The sequence below is a fragment of the Amphritea sp. HPY genome (genome assembly GCF_050870985.1).
Lineage (GTDB): Bacteria > Pseudomonadota > Gammaproteobacteria > Pseudomonadales > Balneatricaceae > Amphritea.
In genome coordinates this window covers 1,457,041-1,474,125 of sequence record NZ_CP194015.1, presented here as the reverse complement: position 1 = coordinate 1,474,125, position 17,085 = coordinate 1,457,041, and the positions used below count along the sequence as shown (strand labels likewise).

The following is a 17,085-nucleotide window of genomic DNA, read 5'->3' as shown; positions in this document are numbered from 1 at the left end:
TATGACTGAGATTATGATCGATGGTCAGCTGATACCTCAGGATAGTGAAGGTTATCTCAGAGAAATGACCGACTGGACGCCGGCAATTGCCGAACAAATTGCCCTGCAGGAAGGTATCGCGCTGACCGATGCCCACTGGGAGATCCTTAATGTGCTGCGAGCGTTTTACCAGAAATTCGAACTCTCACCCGCAATGCGCCCACTGGTTAAAGCAGTCGCGAATGAATTAGGGCCTGACAAGGGTAAGAGTATCTACCTTATGTCACTATTTCCCGGCAGCCCGGCAAAACTGACCAGCAAAATCGCCGGATTACCCAAACCGACCAACTGTCTTTGAAAAAATACTATTAGCGGAGCATATGATGAAAGTTGCCTTTCTCGGTATCGGCCTTATGGGCCTGCCAATGGCCAGCAACCTGCTTCAGGCAGGCTTTGATCTGACGGTCTGGAATCGGACTAAAGCGAAAGCCGAAGTTTTATGTAGCTCAGGCGCCCGGATCGTTGATAGCCCCGCTGAGGCGGTATCCGGTGCCGACTTCATCATCTCAATGCTTGAAAACGGACCGATAGTCGATCAGGTCCTGTTACACCAGGCCCAGCTAAGTGATTATAAAAAAGGTGCAACCGTAATCGATATGAGCTCCATCCCTCCGGAGCAGGCCAAACAGCATAGCCGATTGTTCTGTGACGCTGGCATCAATTATCTGGACGCACCCGTTTCTGGTGGCACAGTGGGTGCCCAGAATGCCAGCCTCGCCATTATGGCTGGCGGCAACAGCTCAGTATTCGATCTTTGCCAGCCACTATTTAACACGCTGGGGAAAGCCACCTATATCGGCCCTGCAGGATCAGGACAGCTTGCCAAATGCGCTAACCAGGCGATCGTAGGAATCACCATAGGCGCCGTCTCAGAGGCATTGCTGTTAGCCGCTGAAGGCGGCGCTAACCCGGAAGCGGTCAGAGAAGCCCTGATGGGTGGCTTTGCCAGCAGCCGGATTCTGGAGCTGCATGGTCAGAGAATGATCGACCGTGAATTCACGCCGGGAGCAACCTCTCGGGTACAGCTGAAGGATCTGCGCACCATACTTGATACGGCGCGAGCCCAGCAACTAACCCTGCCGCTGGCACAGCAAACTCACGATCAATACCTGGAACTGGTTAACAAAGGCTTCGAAGAGGTCGATCACAGCGGCTTACTATTGCAGCTGGAATTGCTTAATGGTGATCGCCGGCTCAGCGACAAACGTACTAAGTCCCCCGCCCATACAGAGATGGAGGACAGCAATGCCTGATTTCGCCGTAAATCTTAGTATGCTTTTCACTGAGCTGCCGCTGATTGAACGCTTTCAGGCCGCAGCACAAGCGGGGTTCAGAAAAGTCGAGATCCAGTTTCCTTATGAACTGAGCATCGAACAGATCAGGCAACAGCTTGATACTAACGATCTGCAACTGATACTGATCAACGCTCCGGCAGGAGACTGGGCTGCAGGCGAACGCGGCATAGCCTGCCATCCTGAGCGCCTTGAGGAGTTTCGCCAGGGCTTAGATCTCGCCTGCCAATACGCCAGCAACCTTAATTGCGGCATGATCAATGTATTGTCTGGTATCGCTCCTGCCAGCTGCTCTTCAGGAGAAGCTGAAGAGGCGTTTATCGACAACCTGAAATATGCCGGTGCCCTGCTTGAAAAAAGCGGCATTAAGCTGGTAGCTGAAGCGATTAATACTCAGGATATCCCCGGCTTCCTGCTGCATAACAGCCAGCAGGCTTTCGACCTGTTTGACCGGGTCGGACAAAGCAATCTTAAGTTGCAATATGATATCTACCATATGCAGATCATGGAGGGGAACCTGATCCATACCCTGCGCAATAATCTGCATCGTATCGGTCACATCCAGTTCGCTGACGTCCCCGGTCGCCATGAACCCCAAACTGGTGAATTAAATTTCACCAATATTTTTAATGCTTTAGACGATATGGGATACTCAGGCCCGTTAAGCCTCGAATATGTTCCGGCTACAACAACCCTACCCGGGTTGAGCTGGATGGCTAATTATTGATTGAGTGGATCCGTTTATGAGTATTGATGACGCTACCCATTACCTGCAGCAAATTCAGGCTATTGCCCAGGCAGCCCAGCAGGGCGAAAGCAGCAGCCGGGAACAGGATAGCCAGGAAATATTCCGCCAATGGGCGACATTCGGAGTCGCCGGAGAGCTGTACGGTATCGATGTAATGCAGGTAAAAGAGGTTCTGCGTTACACCGAAATAACACCGGTACCCGGCGCCGCCCCCGGCATACTGGGTATTATCAACCTGCGGGGCAATGTGGTTACAGTGGTCAGCACCCGTTCACTATTCAAGTTGCCGCCTAACGAGATCGATACCAGCACCCGTATCGTGGTTGTCGAGTTTGATGATCAGGAGGTTCTGGGCCTGCTGGTGGATGGCGTTGACGAGGTTCTGAATTTGCCACAAAGCGAGATCGATCGGGCCCCTGGGTTAATGCGCGACGACGCAACGCGCCAGTTTGTTCAGGGGGTCTGTTACCGCGATGAGCAGCTGATTATCCTGATGGATCTGGATAAGATGCTAATTGATTTCCGATCCTAGAGTACTGTCGCCTGATATCAGCCAGCTAACAACTGCCCCTATACGCCTTAGCCGATATGCAGCGCGATACTTCGCTGCTGTCGGCCATGACGATGCTCCCAACAAAAGACCCCCTGCCAGGTCCCCAGCGCCAGACAACCGTCAATAACTGGTATCGATAATGAAGTCGCAGTCAGTGCGGCCTTAATATGGGCTGGCATATCATCCCGCCCCTCAAACGTATGGGTATATAGCGGATCACCTTCAGGTACCAGTCGATTCAACCAGTTTTCCAGATCATGCTGCGCACTGGGATCGGCGTTTTCCTGAACTGTAAGGCTGGCACTGGTATGCTGGATAAACAGAGTACAGAGGCCGTTTCTTATCCCCCTGTCGCGAACTTGTCCGGCAACCTGATCAGTGAATTCATAAAGCCCCTGCCCTTCGGTTGTCAGAGTAATATAACTACCCATAAAAAAGCCCCGCTAAAGTTGATCTTCAGCGGGGCAGATTAGCAGTTTTTACGTGCTTACAATACCCGGTTTGTGGTCATAAACTTGCTCTCTGAATCCGGGCCGGTCCCATCCGCATACAAAGTTACGCCGGACTTCAGACAGATCGACAAATTGTTATGCGAAGCTTCAGTTTCAGGCGGCAGCAGATGCGCCACAACCCCTTTCTCATCCAGCAACTCCTGCTCAGTGGCTGTTAACCGCTGACGGCTGAACTCGTTAATCTCGATTCCCTGCACAATCTGATAGCGGCCATAGTTACAACGTACCGGGAAGGAATAGAAAATGCCTTTCTCAATACCATAGCTACCGTCGCTGAGAATACCCATACTAACGATCTCACCGGGTTCAGTGCCCAGGCACCAGTCATGCATCTGATTAACTATGGCCTGAGCGGCCGAGGCAGCACTGGACAAACCCCGCGCGTCAATTATTTCACTACCGCGTTGCTGTACCCGGGGAATAAACTCATCCCGGTACCAACTGGTATCGATCTGAGCCATCGCCGGCTCACCAAGAATTGTCGCCTGATGCAGATCCGGGTACTGGGTCGGAGAGTGGTTACCCCAGATAATAATACCGCGGATATCCCGGGCAGTCGCACCCGAATGGTTAGCCAGCATACCTTTGGCACGGTTATGATCCAGTCGGGTCAGACAAGTGAACTGCGAGGGACTCAGGTCCGGCGCGTTACGGCTGGCGATCAGGGCATTAGTATTGGCAGGGTTGCCGGTAACCAGGACTTTTACATCGCGGTTAGCAAAATCGTTCAGCGCCTTACCCTGACGGGCAAAGATTTCAGCATTGACCTCCATCAGGTCACGTCGCTCCATACCTGGTCCGCGCGGTCTTGCACCAACCAGCAAGGCGTAATGACAGTTACTGAAGCCATCTTCAACATTATCGTGCAGCGTAATCGTATGCAGCAGAGGGTAAGCACAATCTTCCAGTTCCATGGCAACGCCGCGCAGGGCGTTCATCGCATCAGGGATTTCAATCAGCTGCAGGATAACCGGCTGATCCTTACCCATCATCTCCCCTGCTGCAATTTTGAAAAGCAGGTTATAGCTGATTGCGCCTGCTGCACCCGTCACCGCAATTCGAACTGGCCTTCTCATATATATTACCTTTAGTTATAAGCTTATTATTAGATAACGCTAATACAAAAGTATAAATCAATGGCCTTATAATGTAACTAGTTCATATGACCGAATTGTTATAACTCTAAGGTATTAGATAATTACAGGTCGTATTCAGACCAGTAACGACACCGCCTGAGCCATTATCTGGTAAATATTACTATTTGAAAAAAACCACAATATGAAAACAAAATTTTATAGAGAGCGCTGAGAATCACCTCTGAGAAACACTTTTTCCGGGGTATCGATCGCTCTGCGTAACTGAGTCAACATGCTTTCAAGATCCCTGTTGAGCACCCCTTTAAGGACCAGAAAATTAGAAGCATGGTCGCTGCGAAAGATGGTGCGCTCCAGTTTCAAATTAGACAGAAATAGCTCCATCTCCTGAAATAGCTGTCGCTGACTTAAAGTCTTGAATTCCCCCCCATAACCCTGAATCAAGCGTTCATCACCGCGCCGCGAGAAAAGCACAAGGGTCGCCAGATAATCCGGTTGCGCCTGATTAATGAGTTGTGCTGAAGCCAGCGCATGCTGCTTAGAATATCGCACCCCGCCGATACCATTTATCAGCATCACCGAGGTCTTAATGCCTGCCTGCTTTGCTTTAGTCAGGCTATCGAGAGTGGAAGCGAAGGTTTCGCCTTTATCAATACAACTGAGCACCTGATCATCACCGCTCTCTGCTCCAACATAGATCAGCTTTAACCCGAGCTGTTGTAGCTCCTGAAGCTGTTCTACCGTTTTATTTCTGAGGTTTGATGGTAAGGCATAAGCCGAGACCCTGGTCACAGCTGGAAGATGCAGCCTGATCGCCTCCAGAATCGCTTTCAGGCGCTTAAAAGAAAGCACCATGGCATCGCCGTCACCCAGAAAAACACGCCGCACACCAGCCAGGCTTTGCCCGCAGCGCTCAATCTCAGTTAGTACATCGCCCTCGCTTTTGGGTTTGAATTTTTTCTGAGGATCAATGTACATCTCACAAAAGGTACAACGGTTCCAGCTGCAGCCGTTGGTAACCTGCAAGATCAGAGAGTTTGCTTCACTGGGCGGACGAAACACCGGCTCTATATAATCGACCGGAGGATATTGATAGCTCATGACTCAGATACCCGTCAGATTTAAAACCTTCTACAGCGCTGCTTTAGGAAATATGCGATCAAAGTTAGCGGTTGTTATTTCCGCTACCTGCTCAATGCTGATGCCCTTGATATCAGCTACACACTGGGCTACTTCAACCACGTATTGCGGCTCGTTAGGCTTACCCCTGAACGGCACTGGAGTAAGATATGGCGCATCTGTTTCAATCAGTATATTTTCCAGCGGCACCTGGCGCACAACCTCACGCAGTTCTGCCGCATTACGGAAAGTAATAATGCCGGAGAACGAAATGCTGTAGTTCAGATCCAACGCTTGCCGGGCCATCTCCCAACTCTCGGTAAAGCAGTGCAACACCCCGCCAACGCCGGTGTCAGCATGCTGCTTGAGCAAGCTGATAGTATCTTCACGGGCTTCACGGGTATGTACAATAACCGGTAAGCGGGATTGTGCCGATGCTTTAAGGTGGCGAACAAAGCTCTCCTGTTGCAGCTCAGCATTATCTTTCTGGTAGAAATAGTCCAGTCCGGTCTCACCTAATGCGACAATCTTCGGGTCTGTCGCGTACTGCAGTAGCTGCTCAATTTCTATCAACCCTTGTTCAACGTGCATCGGATGAACGCCCACCGAAGCAAATACGTTATCCAGCGCTGCGACCTTGCTATACATTTCAGGAAACAGCTGCATATCGATTGCAACACACAGCATGCGACTGACATTTCGCTCAGCCGCAGCTTCAAGTACCGGATCAAGGGAGTTGTTATGGGCGGACAGATCCAGCCTGTCCAGATGGCAGTGCGAGTCTACAAACATAAAAAGGAAATCTTACAGAGGTTTACATTGTGTTAGTGCGACGACCGGAATTAAGCATCGTTGCGAGATAGGTCTCAATCTTGCCGACCAGTGTGGCATCTTCCTGGGCTAACTGAATACCAATACCCGGCGTACGACCGCCCTGAGCAGCCCTGGGCGTCACCCAGATAACCTTGCCGGTAACTGGTATCTTATCGTCCTCTTCAATCAGGCTGAGAAGCATAAACACCTCTTCGCCTAACTGGTAGGTACGGGTCGTAGGAATAAACAGTCCGCCGTTAGATACATAAGGCATATAAGACTTGTACAGATCTTCCTTGGTCTCGATCGCCAGGGAAAGAATACCGTGACTCATGCGTGGCACAACTGACATAGGCGATTCGCCTCCTTTCACCATACTCTTATCAGATATCGATATCTTACTACTCTTTCTAAGCCTCTGTATACGCAACAAATTAATCACAGCATCAGAAGACCGGGAGGTTTTAATTCTCTTCCCGTTTTATCTCAACAAAGCGTGCCACTGGATAAGAATACTTTCCAGTAATAACTGTTTATTCGGGTTGCGCCTGAACATCAGATCCTTGCGCGCTTCCTGCACCTGATCAGCCAGTAAAAACAATTTTGGCGAGCCGACATTACGCGCCACCGCCAGCAACATATTCTGCACATCATTGTGCCGTAACAATGCCGGATCGGCATCGGCAGACGCAGCCCTGGCAATATCCAGCAACCAGCCGTAGATCCAGCCTAACATCAGCTCCAGATCTTCCCGATGCAGACTCTGGGCAACCTGTATCGGACTGCTGCGCTGCTTAAGGATATCCGCCAGGCCCTTTAAAACCTTGCCTCGCATACCCAACAGATCATCCTGCTTATATGCCATCGCCAGCAACGGCGAGTTATGCGCTATAACCAGCAACTGCTCCGCTTCTTCAGCGCTGAGCTCTAATTGAGTAGAGACCCACTGACGCGCCAGTTCTTTATCAGCAGGCGGCATATCGATACGCTGACAACGACTCTTAATTGTCGGTAATACCTGGCCGGGGCGATGGGTTAATAACAGCAACAGAGTGTCCTGGCCCGGCTCCTCAAGCATTTTCAACAAAGCGTTGGCGGCATTGATATTCATGCTATCAGCCGGATCGACAATAACAACCCGATAACCGCCTTGCTGGGCTGTTGAATAGATAAACTCAGACAGCTCACGGACCTGATCGACCTTGATCGCTTTACCTGTCTCTTCCGGCTGCAGCTGAAAAAGATCGGGATGATTGCCGCTCCCTGTCAACTCACAACTGCGACAGTGGCCGCAGGCGCCACTCACCCCAGGCTGCTTACAAAGCATAAAGTTGGCCAGGGCCAGAGAGAAACAGGCCTTACCTATGCCTTTCGGGCCGTTAATAAGCAGCGCATGGGGCAAGCGCTTCTGCTCGTTAAGTTCAAGCAGATGCTCCCAACGCCCCTTCAGCCAGGGAAGAACGACAGGCTTGTCCTGCCAATGATCGTGTATCGCTTGCTCAGCCAAGAAATTTGCCCAGCCCTATTCCGATGGTTGTTGAGTAATTCAATTAGCGAGATTTTCTGCGAGGTACTTACTAAGCACATCACGAATCTGTTGCTGCACCTGCTCCAGTGTACCGGAGGCATCCACTACAGCAAAGCGCTGAGGATCAGACTCAGCGCGACTCAGATAAGCTGACCTGACCCTCTCAAAAAATTCGATCTGCTCATTCTCGAATCGATCCAGCTCAGCCCGCTGGCGGGCTCGCGCTAAACCAATTTCAACCGGAAGATCGAGTAATATTGTCAGATCGGGTTGCAGCCCTCGCTGCACCGTAGTCTCAAGTTGCGCGATTAGTTGATTATCCAATCCGCGACCGCCGCCCTGGTATGCAAAAGTGGCGTCGGTAAAACGATCACACAATACCCATTCACCGCACTCCAGAGCGGGACGGATCACCTGACTAAGGTGTTGTGCTCTGGCGGCAAACACCAGTAACAGCTCGGCATCCTCGGCAACCCGCTCTTCACGGTTCGTCAGTAGTAGCTCGCGCAGCTCTTCAGCTAAAGGGGTACCGCCAGGCTCCCGGGTCAGCTGGTATTGAACTTTGTACTGTTCAAGAACCGACTGAATAAACTGCAAGTTAGTGGATTTACCCACGCCCTCGGTACCTTCAAGAGTAATAAAGCGCCCACGATTATCTGCTTGCATACGGTTTCCCAAAACTTTTCGAAGACTTATTGATCTGGTGCTGAACGGTAATCGCTACGCCGCTTTCTCATCTGATATTCGCGTACCGCTTTGTTATGCTGCACCAGGGTCGCTGAGAACTTGTGACTGCCATCGCCTTTAGCAACAAAATAGAGCCACTTTTTGTCTTCCGGATGCAGCGCAGCATTGATAGCTTCACGTCCAACCATCGCAATAGGAGTTGGCGGCAAGCCGTTGATTGTATAGGTATTATATGGTGTTGGCCGACGCAGGTCAGACCTCCTTATATTGCCTTTATACGATTCACCCATGCCGTAAATAACGGTGGGGTCGGTCTGCAACCTCATCCCCTTATCCATGCGTCGCACAAACACGCCGGCAATCAGCGGTCGCTCACTACTTAAACCGGTCTCTTTTTCGACTATTGACGCCATGATCAGCGCTTCGTAAGAATTCTTGTACGGTAACGCCTCTGCCTTACCCTGCCAGGCACTTTCAAGCTCGGATTGTAATAACTTAGCTGCGCGTCGCAGCAGGTCCAGATCACTCATGCCGCGCTGGAATTGATAGGTATCTGCCAGAAACATACCTTCCGGGAATTTTCCCTTAAGACCTATCTTCTGCATCACTTCGTCATCGCTCAGCCCTGCAATTTGATGACTAAGGTGTGCGCTTTGCGCCAGCGCATCCTTTAGTTGCCGGAATGTGGAGCCCTCAATAATAGTAAAGTTATAGGTAATGCTTTTACCCTCAATCAGCTGCTTTATTAGCTGTCTTGGAGTAGTGCCAGGGTCAAGCTGATATTCACCCGCCTTAAGCAGGTGACCAATTTTTCGAATACGGACATAAAAAGACAGCCAGTCAGGTTTTGTCAGATAGCCCTCATGAGCCAGTTGGTTTGCTACACGGCGAAAGCTACTCCCCTGCTCAACTAACGCGACCTGGGGGGCTGAAATAGCCAGAGGCGTATCCAGATAACTCTGCAGAGCACGCCAGCTGCCGAACAAAACTGCAGTACAAAGCAACAAAACGATAACAAATGAAATGACTATCTTACGCACTAATTAAATTCCTTCCGCCGCCAGCAGTTGTTGCAACTGACGGGTTATATTACCTATTTGCCACTCTCTGCTCAGCTGTTTATCAGTACAACTCACAACCGGCCAGATACCGATAACGCTGTTGCTGAGAAAAAGCTCATCACAGCTCTGCAACACTGACAGATCAGCGCACACCTCGTGCAGTGGAATCGAATAATCGCCTGCAAGCTCAATTATACGCTGACGAATAACCCCAGCGACCCCCGCCTGCGTCAGGTCAGGCGTATAAAGTTCACCATCAGTTACCCAGAACAGATTACTCATAGTGCCTTCCACCAGATTGCCTGAACTGTCGCATACCAGCCCTTCACGAATATCCGAATCATCCCATTCAGCACGAGCTAAAACCTGTTCGAGGCGATTCAGATGCTTAATGCCCGCCAGCTGAGGATTGCGACTAAGGCGGGTTTTACAAAGGTGGATTCTGATGCCATTACTGGCGGGCTGATCGGGGTAATCCGGAAAATCGGACAGCATCAATATCCGGGTTACAGCCATATCAGAAGATACAGCATAACCCCGCCCCCCTTCGCCACGGGTAAGAATGATCTTAAGTACCTGCCTGGATGGAGCTGAAAGCTGCTCGGCCAGCAGTAGCTGAAGATCAGAATCCAGCTGTGCTATGAGGCGCTGGTCACAAGGGATGCCCAGCCGGCCTGCACCCAATTGCAAGCGCTGCATATGCTGCAACCAGTGGATGGCACTGCCATTATTGAGCGTAATGGTCTCGAACAGACCATGACCATAAGCTAAACCACGATCCTGCAGCGCAATGTGATCTGCGGGATTGCCATTAACCAGAGATTTGATAAGAGATGCCATAAAATTAAAAGGGCGTGCTCAGCACGCCCTCCAAATCAGATCTTGCGGAACACCAGGGTTCCGTTGGTACCACCAAAGCCAAAGGAGTTGGACAATGCAGCCTCGATCTTTGTTTCCTGAGCAGTGTGCGCGACATAGTTCAGGTCACAACCTTCAGAAGGGTTATCCAGATTGATCGTTGGTGGTGCAACCTGATCCCGGATAGCCAGCACACTGAAAATAGCTTCTACCGCACCAGAGGCACCCAATAGGTGGCCGATCATGGATTTAGTAGAGCTCATTCTGACATCAGCAGCTGCTGCACCCAATACCAGCTTGGCGGCGTTTGATTCGGCGATATCACCAGCAGGTGTCGATGTGCCATGAGCATTGATATATTGAATCTGCTCAGGATTCAGGCCTGCATCGCGGATAGCGTTATCCATAGACATCGCAGCGCCAGCACCATCATCCGGTGGTGATGTCATATGATATGCATCATCACTCATACCAAAGCCAACAAGCTCAGCGTAGATATTAGCCCCGCGAGCTTTCGCCGCTTCATACTCTTCAAGCACCATAACACCGGCGCCATCACCCAACACGAAGCCATCGCGATCACGATCCCACGGGCGACTCGCCGCTTGCGGATTATCGTTACGCTGAGATAATGCACGGGCGGCAGAGAAACCACCCAGACCTAAAGGCGTGGTCGCCATCTCGGCACCACCTGCCAGCATTACATCCGCATCACCGTACTGAATCATACGGGCTGCCTGACCGATATTATGGGTACCGGTTGTACAGGCGGTCGTAATGGCGATATTAGGACCTTTAAAGCCATATTTGATTGCCAGATTACCAGCAATCATATTAATAATACTGCCCGGTACGAAGAAAGGTGAAATCCGGCGAGGACCACTCTTGTTCAACGTATCATGGGTATTTTCGATCATTGGCAGGCCACCGATGCCCGAGCCAATTGCGACTCCGATGCGAGGCGCATTTTCATCCGTCACTTCCAGACCAGCATCTTCAATCGCCTGCATACCTGCGACCATGCCGTACTGAATAAACAGATCCATCTTTCGCGCATCTTTCGGACTCATGTAACCGCTTAGGTCAAAGTCCTTGATTGATGATGAAAAGCGAGTGTTAAAGGCAGAGGCATCAAAATGCGATATATCTGCGGCACCACTTTTGCCATCAAGTATATTGGCCCATGTCTCCTGGACAGTGTTACCTACTGGGGTCAACATCCCCACACCGGTGACGACAACTCTTCTGCGAGACATTCATTTCTCCTGATTTAACGGTCACAAAAAGAAAAGCCGCACTATATCACTATAGTTGCGGCTTCTCGATAATCTGGTTGTGTCGATTACTGATGTGCGTTGATGTAATCGATTGCCAGCTTAACGGTAGTGATCTTCTCTGCTTCTTCATCAGGAATTTCAGTTTCGAATTCCTCTTCCAGAGCCATAACCAGCTCTACAGTATCCAGAGAGTCTGCACCCAGATCTTCTACGAAAGAAGCTTCAATAGTCACTTCTTCTTCTTTTACACCAAGCTGTTCAGCAATGATTTTCTTTACGCGCTCTTCGATGTTGCTCATAACTCTTCCTATTTTGTATCGACAGTCACACCCAAAGATGTGAACAGGGATTTTATTAGAATCCGCCGCAATGGATCAAGCCTAACGGCGTTATTTCTCCAGTGAGCTGCGGCTCATTATCAACAATTTTGCACAAAAAACAATTCCCTAGGGGAATTTTATGACATATACATGCCGCCGTTGACATGAATCGTGTCTCCGGTCACATATCCACCCGCTTCACTGGCTAAAAAACCAACAACAGATGCGATCTCTTCAGGACGACCCAGACGACCCAGAGGGATCTGATTCTGCAGCGTCTGCTTGTGCTCTTCTGCCAGGCCACTGGTCATATCGGTATCGATAAACCCTGGTGCCACACAATTTACTGTGATGTTACGTGAAGCCACCTCACGAGCCAGGGCACGGCTAAAACCTTCCATGCCCGCTTTAGCGGCTGCATAGTTTGCCTGACCCGCGTTACCCATAGAGGCAACCACGGAGCTGACATTAATAATCCGCCCCCAGCGCGCCTTAGTCATGCCGCGCAAAGCACCTTTTGCAACACGGTACACAGACTTCAGATTGGTATTCATAACAGAATCCCACTCATCCTCTTTCATGCGTAACATGATATTATCGCGGGTGATGCCTGCATTATTAACGATAATAACGACAGCTCCAAACTGCTCCTGGATCTTTTTCAAGACCTCATCTACCGACTCATTTGAGCCGACATCCAGGCACATACCTGCACCACTAACACCCGCCTCTTCCAGATAGGTGCCAATGGCCGCAGCACCGGACTCACTGGTCGCAGTACCCACAACAACAACACCCTGACGACCCAGCTCAAGCGCGATCGCCTTACCGATTCCACGGGTAGCGCCGGTAACCAGTGCTACCTTGCCTTCGATACTCATATTTTTTTTCCTTTTCAGCAGGGATTAAGCGCCGAGAGCTTTCTCAAGACCTGCTGGTTCATTAATTGCTGCAACCACTAAAGGACGGTGAACTTTCTTGTTCAATCCACACAGCACCTTACCAGGGCCGCATTCAACAGTTGACTCAATACCCTGGTCGACCATACTTTGTACGCTATCGGTCCATAGTACCGGGCTGTACAGCTGCGCAAGCAAGTTTCCAACCAACTCATCAACAGAAGATGCCGCTTTAGCGGAAAAGTTCTGAATCACAGTTATTTCAGGCAATGTAATTTCTATTTTATTCAGCTCCGCAGCCATCTGCTCTGCCGCTGGTTTCATCAGCACGCAATGCGAAGGCACACTGACCGGCAGCGGAATCGCACGCTTAGCGCCTGCCGCTTTACAACCTTCAATAGCCCGTCCAACTGCCGCTTTATTGCCCGCAATAACAACCTGCCCCGGACAATTAAAGTTAACAGGAGATACCACCTCATCCTGAGCTGCAGCCTCACAAGCGGCCTGAATGGCATCATCTGCCAAGCCAAGAATAGCCGCCATAGCACCAGTGCCTGCTGGCACTGCCTGTTGCATGAATTCACCACGCAATCTGACAAGATTAACAGCATCTTTAAACTGTATAGCACCCGCGCACACCAGAGCGGTATATTCACCCAGGCTGTGGCCAGCCATCAGCGCGGGAGCTTCACCGCCCTTCTCCTGCCACATACGCCACAGGGCCACGCCCACAGTCAGCAGCGCAGGCTGGGTACGATCGGTCTGATTCAGGTCGGCCTCAGGACCATCCTGGGTCAGCGCCCACAGGTCATAGCCCAATACTTCTGAAGCTTCGGCGAACGTTTGTTTAATAACCGGATTAGATTCAGCCAGTTCCGCCAGCATACCTAGATGCTGCGAACCCTGACCAGGAAAGACAAAAGCAAGTGACTGCGACATTATTACCTCAATTAGCAGATAGACGCATAACGATTTAGAGAGCTGTAGTTTACAGCATTCAGAAGGAATTTAAACGTTTGTCTTAGAACAGAAATATTACAAGGAACAGGTTAGCTAACAGGCATCAGCCAAGATGCTTTTCAAGCTGGCGATTGATGCAGCTGGGCACATCCATTACCACCTCTTTGACAGCCTGATCAAGCGCGTAGCCAAAGCACTTCTGGTTTGCCGAGCCATGACTCTTCACCACGATCCCCTGCAGTCCTAGCAAGCTGGCACCATTACGACGCGAAGGATCAATTCGCCGGCCAATCTCCTTTAGCACCGGAGCAGCCATCATTCCTAGCAGCCTGCGCATCGGAGATCCGGCAAAACCATCGCGCAACTGATCGCGAATAAATCTCGCCGCGCCCTCACTGCTTTTTAGAGCAATATTGCCAACAAACCCATCACACACGATGACATCAACCTTATCGCTAAAGATATCGTCGCCTTCTATATAGCCAACATAGTTAAGACCGCCATGCTCTTTGATCAGCCGGGAAGCCAGCTTGACCTGTTCATTACCTTTAATCTCTTCCGATCCGACATTCAGCAAACCAACTCTGGGGGCCGCAATATCTTCGACCGCCTGAGTCATTACCGAGCCCATGATCGCAAACTGCAGCAGATGCTCTGCACTACAGTCGACATTCGCCCCCAGATCAAGCATGTAGCTAGCACCACCGGGAGAAGGTATTGCGGTAATAATCGCCGGACGATCAATGCCCGGCAGCATCTTAAGTGAAAAACGGCCCAACGCCATTAACGCACCGGTATTGCCAGCACTGACACAGGCTTGAGCCTCGCCATCGGCAACCATTGAGATAGCTCTGAACATGGAACTGTCTTTGCGCTTACGCAGGGCTAACGAAGGTTTTTCGTCATCAGGGATAACATTTTCAGCCGCAACGACAGAGACTCGGGCTGCAATTTCAGATGAAACGTTACTTAACTGCTGCTCCAGGATTGGAGTGAGAACTTGTGGCTGGCCAACCAATTTAAGGTTCAGCCGGGGGTGACGCTGTAAAGCATCGAGTGAGGCAGGAATAATAACACGGGGACCGAAGTCCCCGCCCATCGCGTCAACCGCGATATAAATGCTGTCTGACAAGCTTACTCGTCGTCTTGCTGTGCAACAACCTGCTTACCGCGGTAAAAACCATCAGCACTTACGTGATGACGACGGTGAAGTTCACCTGTAGTAGCTTCAACGGAAAGAGTTGGGTTGCTCAGTGCATCGTGAGAACGACGCTGACCGCGACGTGAACGAGTTACTTTGCTCTTTTGTACTGCCATGGGTTATTGCTCCTATTTCACTGTTTATCAGCCTTCAGTGAGGCTAATACACTGAAAGGGTTCGTTTTATCTGAATCTGTTGCGGCATCTGCCGCTGCCTCGTCACCGTAGGACATCTGCACACTGCAATCATCATGATATGGCACAATCGGAAGTGATAAAATCAGCTCCTCTTCCACCATCGATAACAACTGCAATTCCTCGCCCTCCACAATCAAAGGATCGTAGTACTTGGGCAGAGTCTTTGCGTGCTCCTCAGTCGGAGCGATAGCTAGATTGAAATTTGCTTCAACAGTTATCTCAACCGGCTCTAGACAGCGCTGGCAAGTCATATTGACTTTACCACCTGCGCAACCCTTAATTGTACGAATACGCAGCTCGTCGTTTTCGAACTGCAGATCCACTGTCACTTTGCCCTGTTCGTCAGCCAGCATAGATGCTAGATTCGGGAACTGACTTATTCCAGCTTCACCTTCTATTCGCACTCCCCGCTCAGCAAGCTTACGCGGGTCAATTTTTTTTGGTAATGGGGCGTTCGTCATAAGCGCGCAATTCTAGGGATCAAACCCCCCGCTGTCAAAGGAAATAAGGCTTTTAAAGTGAAAAAAACAGGTTAATATCTGCAGCTTAGCTGACAACCACGTTTTTTGGAGCTTTCTCACCATGCAGCAACTGATTCTGGCCTCCAGTTCCCCCTATAGACAGGCTATTCTGGACAAACTAAATCTCAACTATGAAACCCAGTCACCTGATATTGACGAATCTGCTCAAGACCATGAATCTGCACCAGATTACGTTGCCCGCCTGGCGCTGGCTAAAGCCAGGGCCCTGCAAGCCTTCTATCCTGATGCGCTGATCATCGGCTCAGACCAGACAGCGATCATAAACGGCACCATTATAGGCAAACCAGGCAACTATGAAAACGCAGTAAAGCAGTTGCAAGACGCCTCCGGCCAGGTAATTACCTTTTTAACGGCTATTAGCGTGCTTAATTGCCGTACTGATCAATCACAAACCGAAGTCGTTCCTTTTAAGGTGCATTTTCGCAATCTGGATCCACAGATGATCAGTAACTATCTAAATGCTGAACAGCCTTACAACTGTGCTGGCAGTTTTAAATCTGAAGGACTCGGCATCGCTCTGTTCGATAAGCTGGAGGGTGACGATCCTAACACCCTCGTCGGGCTGCCTCTTATCAGACTGATCAGAATGCTGGAAAAGGAAAACGTAAAGGTAATCTGAGCCTCAGGTATCAGAATACGCTACCTTTTTCAGTAATATAGATACAGCACCACCAAATGCAGACACTTAACTCCATCAGATAACGACGACACTCAAAATGGAGCTAAGCATGAAAAAGCAGCAACTGGATACCCTTGAACAGCAGGTCGGCGCCAGCCTCAAAGAAGGCGACGTCCTGTTCATCTCAATTGACGCCTTCTTATATAAGCAGGTTGCACGGGGTACTGGCAGCTGGAGCTCCCATGTTGGCTTCGCTATCAAAGAACAAAACCAATGGCTGGTTGTTGAAAGCAAGGTGCCTTTTGTAACCAAAACACCGCTACGTAAATTCCTCTCCCGCACCTGCAACAATGAAGTCATGGTACGCCGCTTGAAACAGGCGCCTACCGATGCAGAGATTCAAAAGTTAAAAACTGCGGCGGAGAAAAGAATAGGAGCAATCTACCATCTTGGTTTTAAATACAACTCTGACCGACAATTCTGTTCAAAATTCGTCCACCAGGTATTCAAAGAGGCTATAGGCGTAGAGCTTGGCAAGATACAAACACTGGAACAACTACTCGAAGAAAACCCGCAAGCCAGCGTTGGCTTCTGGCGCTGCTGGTATTTTGGCTTCATTCCCTGGCAGCGTAAAACCCTGACCCCGGCAAGTCAGATTGCGGATCCGACACTGAATACTATCCTGTCCACTTTGTAGGCGCGCTTGAATTTAAGTCACAAAAAACCCCTCGATCGAGGGGTTTTCTATTTCTACTTAGAATTTCTG

General features: G+C 50.1%; 22 protein-coding genes. 6 read left to right on the top strand and 16 right to left on the bottom strand.

Annotation, left to right across the window (positions count from 1 at the left end; genetic code table 11):
* The first annotated feature begins 1 nt into the window (after position 1).
* The 4 genes from ACQUQM_RS06525 to ACQUQM_RS06510 are packed head-to-tail and all read left to right on the top strand — an operon-like array spanning position 2 to position 2,611.
* Positions 2–337: a TusE/DsrC/DsvC family sulfur relay protein gene (locus ACQUQM_RS06525; RefSeq protein ID WP_432473680.1), complete on the top strand. Its 336-nt coding sequence runs from the start codon at positions 2–4 to the stop codon at positions 335–337.
* 25 nt (positions 338–362) lie between these two features.
* Positions 363–1,292 (top strand): NAD(P)-dependent oxidoreductase, encoded by a 930-nt coding sequence (locus ACQUQM_RS06520; protein ID WP_432474803.1) that lies wholly within the window; start codon positions 363–365, stop codon positions 1,290–1,292.
* The gene (locus ACQUQM_RS06515; protein ID WP_432473679.1) at positions 1,285–2,058 is read left to right on the top strand and encodes a hydroxypyruvate isomerase family protein; all 774 of its coding nucleotides are present in this window, start codon (positions 1,285–1,287) and stop codon (positions 2,056–2,058) included. The genes ACQUQM_RS06520 and ACQUQM_RS06515 overlap by 8 nt, the downstream gene beginning before the upstream one ends.
* 16 nt (positions 2,059–2,074) lie before the next feature.
* A complete protein-coding gene (locus tag ACQUQM_RS06510; protein ID WP_432473678.1) occupies positions 2,075–2,611 on the top strand; it encodes a chemotaxis protein CheW in 537 nt (178 codons plus the stop codon).
* A gap of 47 nt (positions 2,612–2,658) precedes the next feature.
* Here ACQUQM_RS06510 and ACQUQM_RS06505 read toward each other — a convergent pair whose 3' ends face one another.
* The 16 genes from ACQUQM_RS06505 to ACQUQM_RS06430 all read right to left on the bottom strand — a co-directional run bounded on the left by ACQUQM_RS06505 (position 2,659) and on the right by ACQUQM_RS06430 (position 15,619).
* Positions 2,659–3,063: a secondary thiamine-phosphate synthase enzyme YjbQ gene (locus ACQUQM_RS06505; protein ID WP_432473677.1), complete on the bottom strand. Its 405-nt coding sequence runs from the start codon at positions 3,061–3,063 to the stop codon at positions 2,659–2,661.
* 56 nt (positions 3,064–3,119) lie between these two features.
* Positions 3,120–4,220, bottom strand: a complete 1,101-nt coding sequence (locus ACQUQM_RS06500; protein WP_432473676.1) for a malate dehydrogenase — start codon at positions 4,218–4,220, stop codon at positions 3,120–3,122.
* Positions 4,221–4,436: 216 nt separating this feature from the next.
* Positions 4,437–5,339, bottom strand: a complete 903-nt coding sequence (locus tag ACQUQM_RS06495; protein WP_432473675.1) for a radical SAM protein — start codon at positions 5,337–5,339, stop codon at positions 4,437–4,439.
* Between the two features lie 30 nt (positions 5,340–5,369).
* On the bottom strand, positions 5,370–6,149 hold the full coding sequence (locus ACQUQM_RS06490) for a TatD family hydrolase (RefSeq protein WP_432473674.1): 780 nt from the start codon (positions 6,147–6,149) through the stop codon (positions 5,370–5,372).
* Positions 6,150–6,171: 22 nt separating this feature from the next.
* The gene (locus ACQUQM_RS06485; RefSeq protein ID WP_432473673.1) at positions 6,172–6,522 is read right to left on the bottom strand and encodes a PilZ domain-containing protein; all 351 of its coding nucleotides are present in this window, start codon (positions 6,520–6,522) and stop codon (positions 6,172–6,174) included.
* 129 nt (positions 6,523–6,651) lie between these two features.
* Positions 6,652–7,677, bottom strand: a complete 1,026-nt coding sequence (locus ACQUQM_RS06480; RefSeq protein ID WP_432473672.1) for a DNA polymerase III subunit delta' — start codon at positions 7,675–7,677, stop codon at positions 6,652–6,654.
* A gap of 39 nt (positions 7,678–7,716) precedes the next feature.
* Positions 7,717–8,364, bottom strand: coding sequence for a dTMP kinase (gene tmk, locus ACQUQM_RS06475; protein ID WP_432473671.1), 648 nt, complete (start codon positions 8,362–8,364; stop codon positions 7,717–7,719).
* Between the two features lie 26 nt (positions 8,365–8,390).
* Positions 8,391–9,425: an endolytic transglycosylase MltG gene (mltG, locus tag ACQUQM_RS06470; protein WP_432473670.1), complete on the bottom strand. Its 1,035-nt coding sequence runs from the start codon at positions 9,423–9,425 to the stop codon at positions 8,391–8,393.
* Between the two features lie 3 nt (positions 9,426–9,428).
* On the bottom strand, positions 9,429–10,286 hold the full coding sequence (gene pabC, locus ACQUQM_RS06465; protein ID WP_432473669.1) for an aminodeoxychorismate lyase: 858 nt from the start codon (positions 10,284–10,286) through the stop codon (positions 9,429–9,431).
* Positions 10,287–10,321: 35 nt separating this feature from the next.
* Complete coding sequence (gene fabF / locus ACQUQM_RS06460) at positions 10,322–11,560, bottom strand: beta-ketoacyl-ACP synthase II (RefSeq protein WP_432473668.1); 1,239 nt, start codon at positions 11,558–11,560, stop codon at positions 10,322–10,324.
* An 86-nt stretch (positions 11,561–11,646) separates the two neighbouring features.
* Positions 11,647–11,880 carry an acyl carrier protein gene (gene acpP / locus ACQUQM_RS06455; RefSeq protein WP_124927073.1) on the bottom strand — a complete coding sequence of 78 codons (234 nt, stop codon included), beginning with the start codon at positions 11,878–11,880 and terminating at the stop codon, positions 11,647–11,649.
* 158 nt (positions 11,881–12,038) lie between these two features.
* On the bottom strand, positions 12,039–12,782 hold the full coding sequence (gene fabG, locus ACQUQM_RS06450) for a 3-oxoacyl-ACP reductase FabG (protein ID WP_432473667.1): 744 nt from the start codon (positions 12,780–12,782) through the stop codon (positions 12,039–12,041).
* Between the two features lie 24 nt (positions 12,783–12,806).
* Complete coding sequence (fabD, locus tag ACQUQM_RS06445) at positions 12,807–13,739, bottom strand: ACP S-malonyltransferase (protein WP_432473666.1); 933 nt, start codon at positions 13,737–13,739, stop codon at positions 12,807–12,809.
* Between the two features lie 124 nt (positions 13,740–13,863).
* Positions 13,864–14,892: a phosphate acyltransferase PlsX gene (gene plsX / locus ACQUQM_RS06440; RefSeq protein ID WP_432473665.1), complete on the bottom strand. Its 1,029-nt coding sequence runs from the start codon at positions 14,890–14,892 to the stop codon at positions 13,864–13,866.
* Between the two features lie 2 nt (positions 14,893–14,894).
* Positions 14,895–15,077, bottom strand: a complete 183-nt coding sequence (gene rpmF / locus ACQUQM_RS06435; RefSeq protein WP_432473664.1) for a 50S ribosomal protein L32 — start codon at positions 15,075–15,077, stop codon at positions 14,895–14,897.
* A gap of 17 nt (positions 15,078–15,094) precedes the next feature.
* Positions 15,095–15,619 carry a YceD family protein gene (locus tag ACQUQM_RS06430; protein WP_432473663.1) on the bottom strand — a complete coding sequence of 175 codons (525 nt, stop codon included), beginning with the start codon at positions 15,617–15,619 and terminating at the stop codon, positions 15,095–15,097.
* Positions 15,620–15,740: 121 nt separating this feature from the next.
* On the opposite strand from ACQUQM_RS06430, the gene ACQUQM_RS06425 reads away from it, so the two are divergent.
* Entirely contained in the window at positions 15,741–16,319 is a 579-nt protein-coding gene (locus ACQUQM_RS06425; RefSeq protein ID WP_432473662.1) for a Maf family protein, read from the top strand.
* A 109-nt stretch (positions 16,320–16,428) separates the two neighbouring features.
* A complete protein-coding gene (locus tag ACQUQM_RS06420) occupies positions 16,429–17,016 on the top strand; it encodes a YiiX/YebB-like N1pC/P60 family cysteine hydrolase (RefSeq protein WP_432473661.1) in 588 nt (195 codons plus the stop codon).
* Positions 17,017–17,085 lie beyond the last annotated feature (69 nt).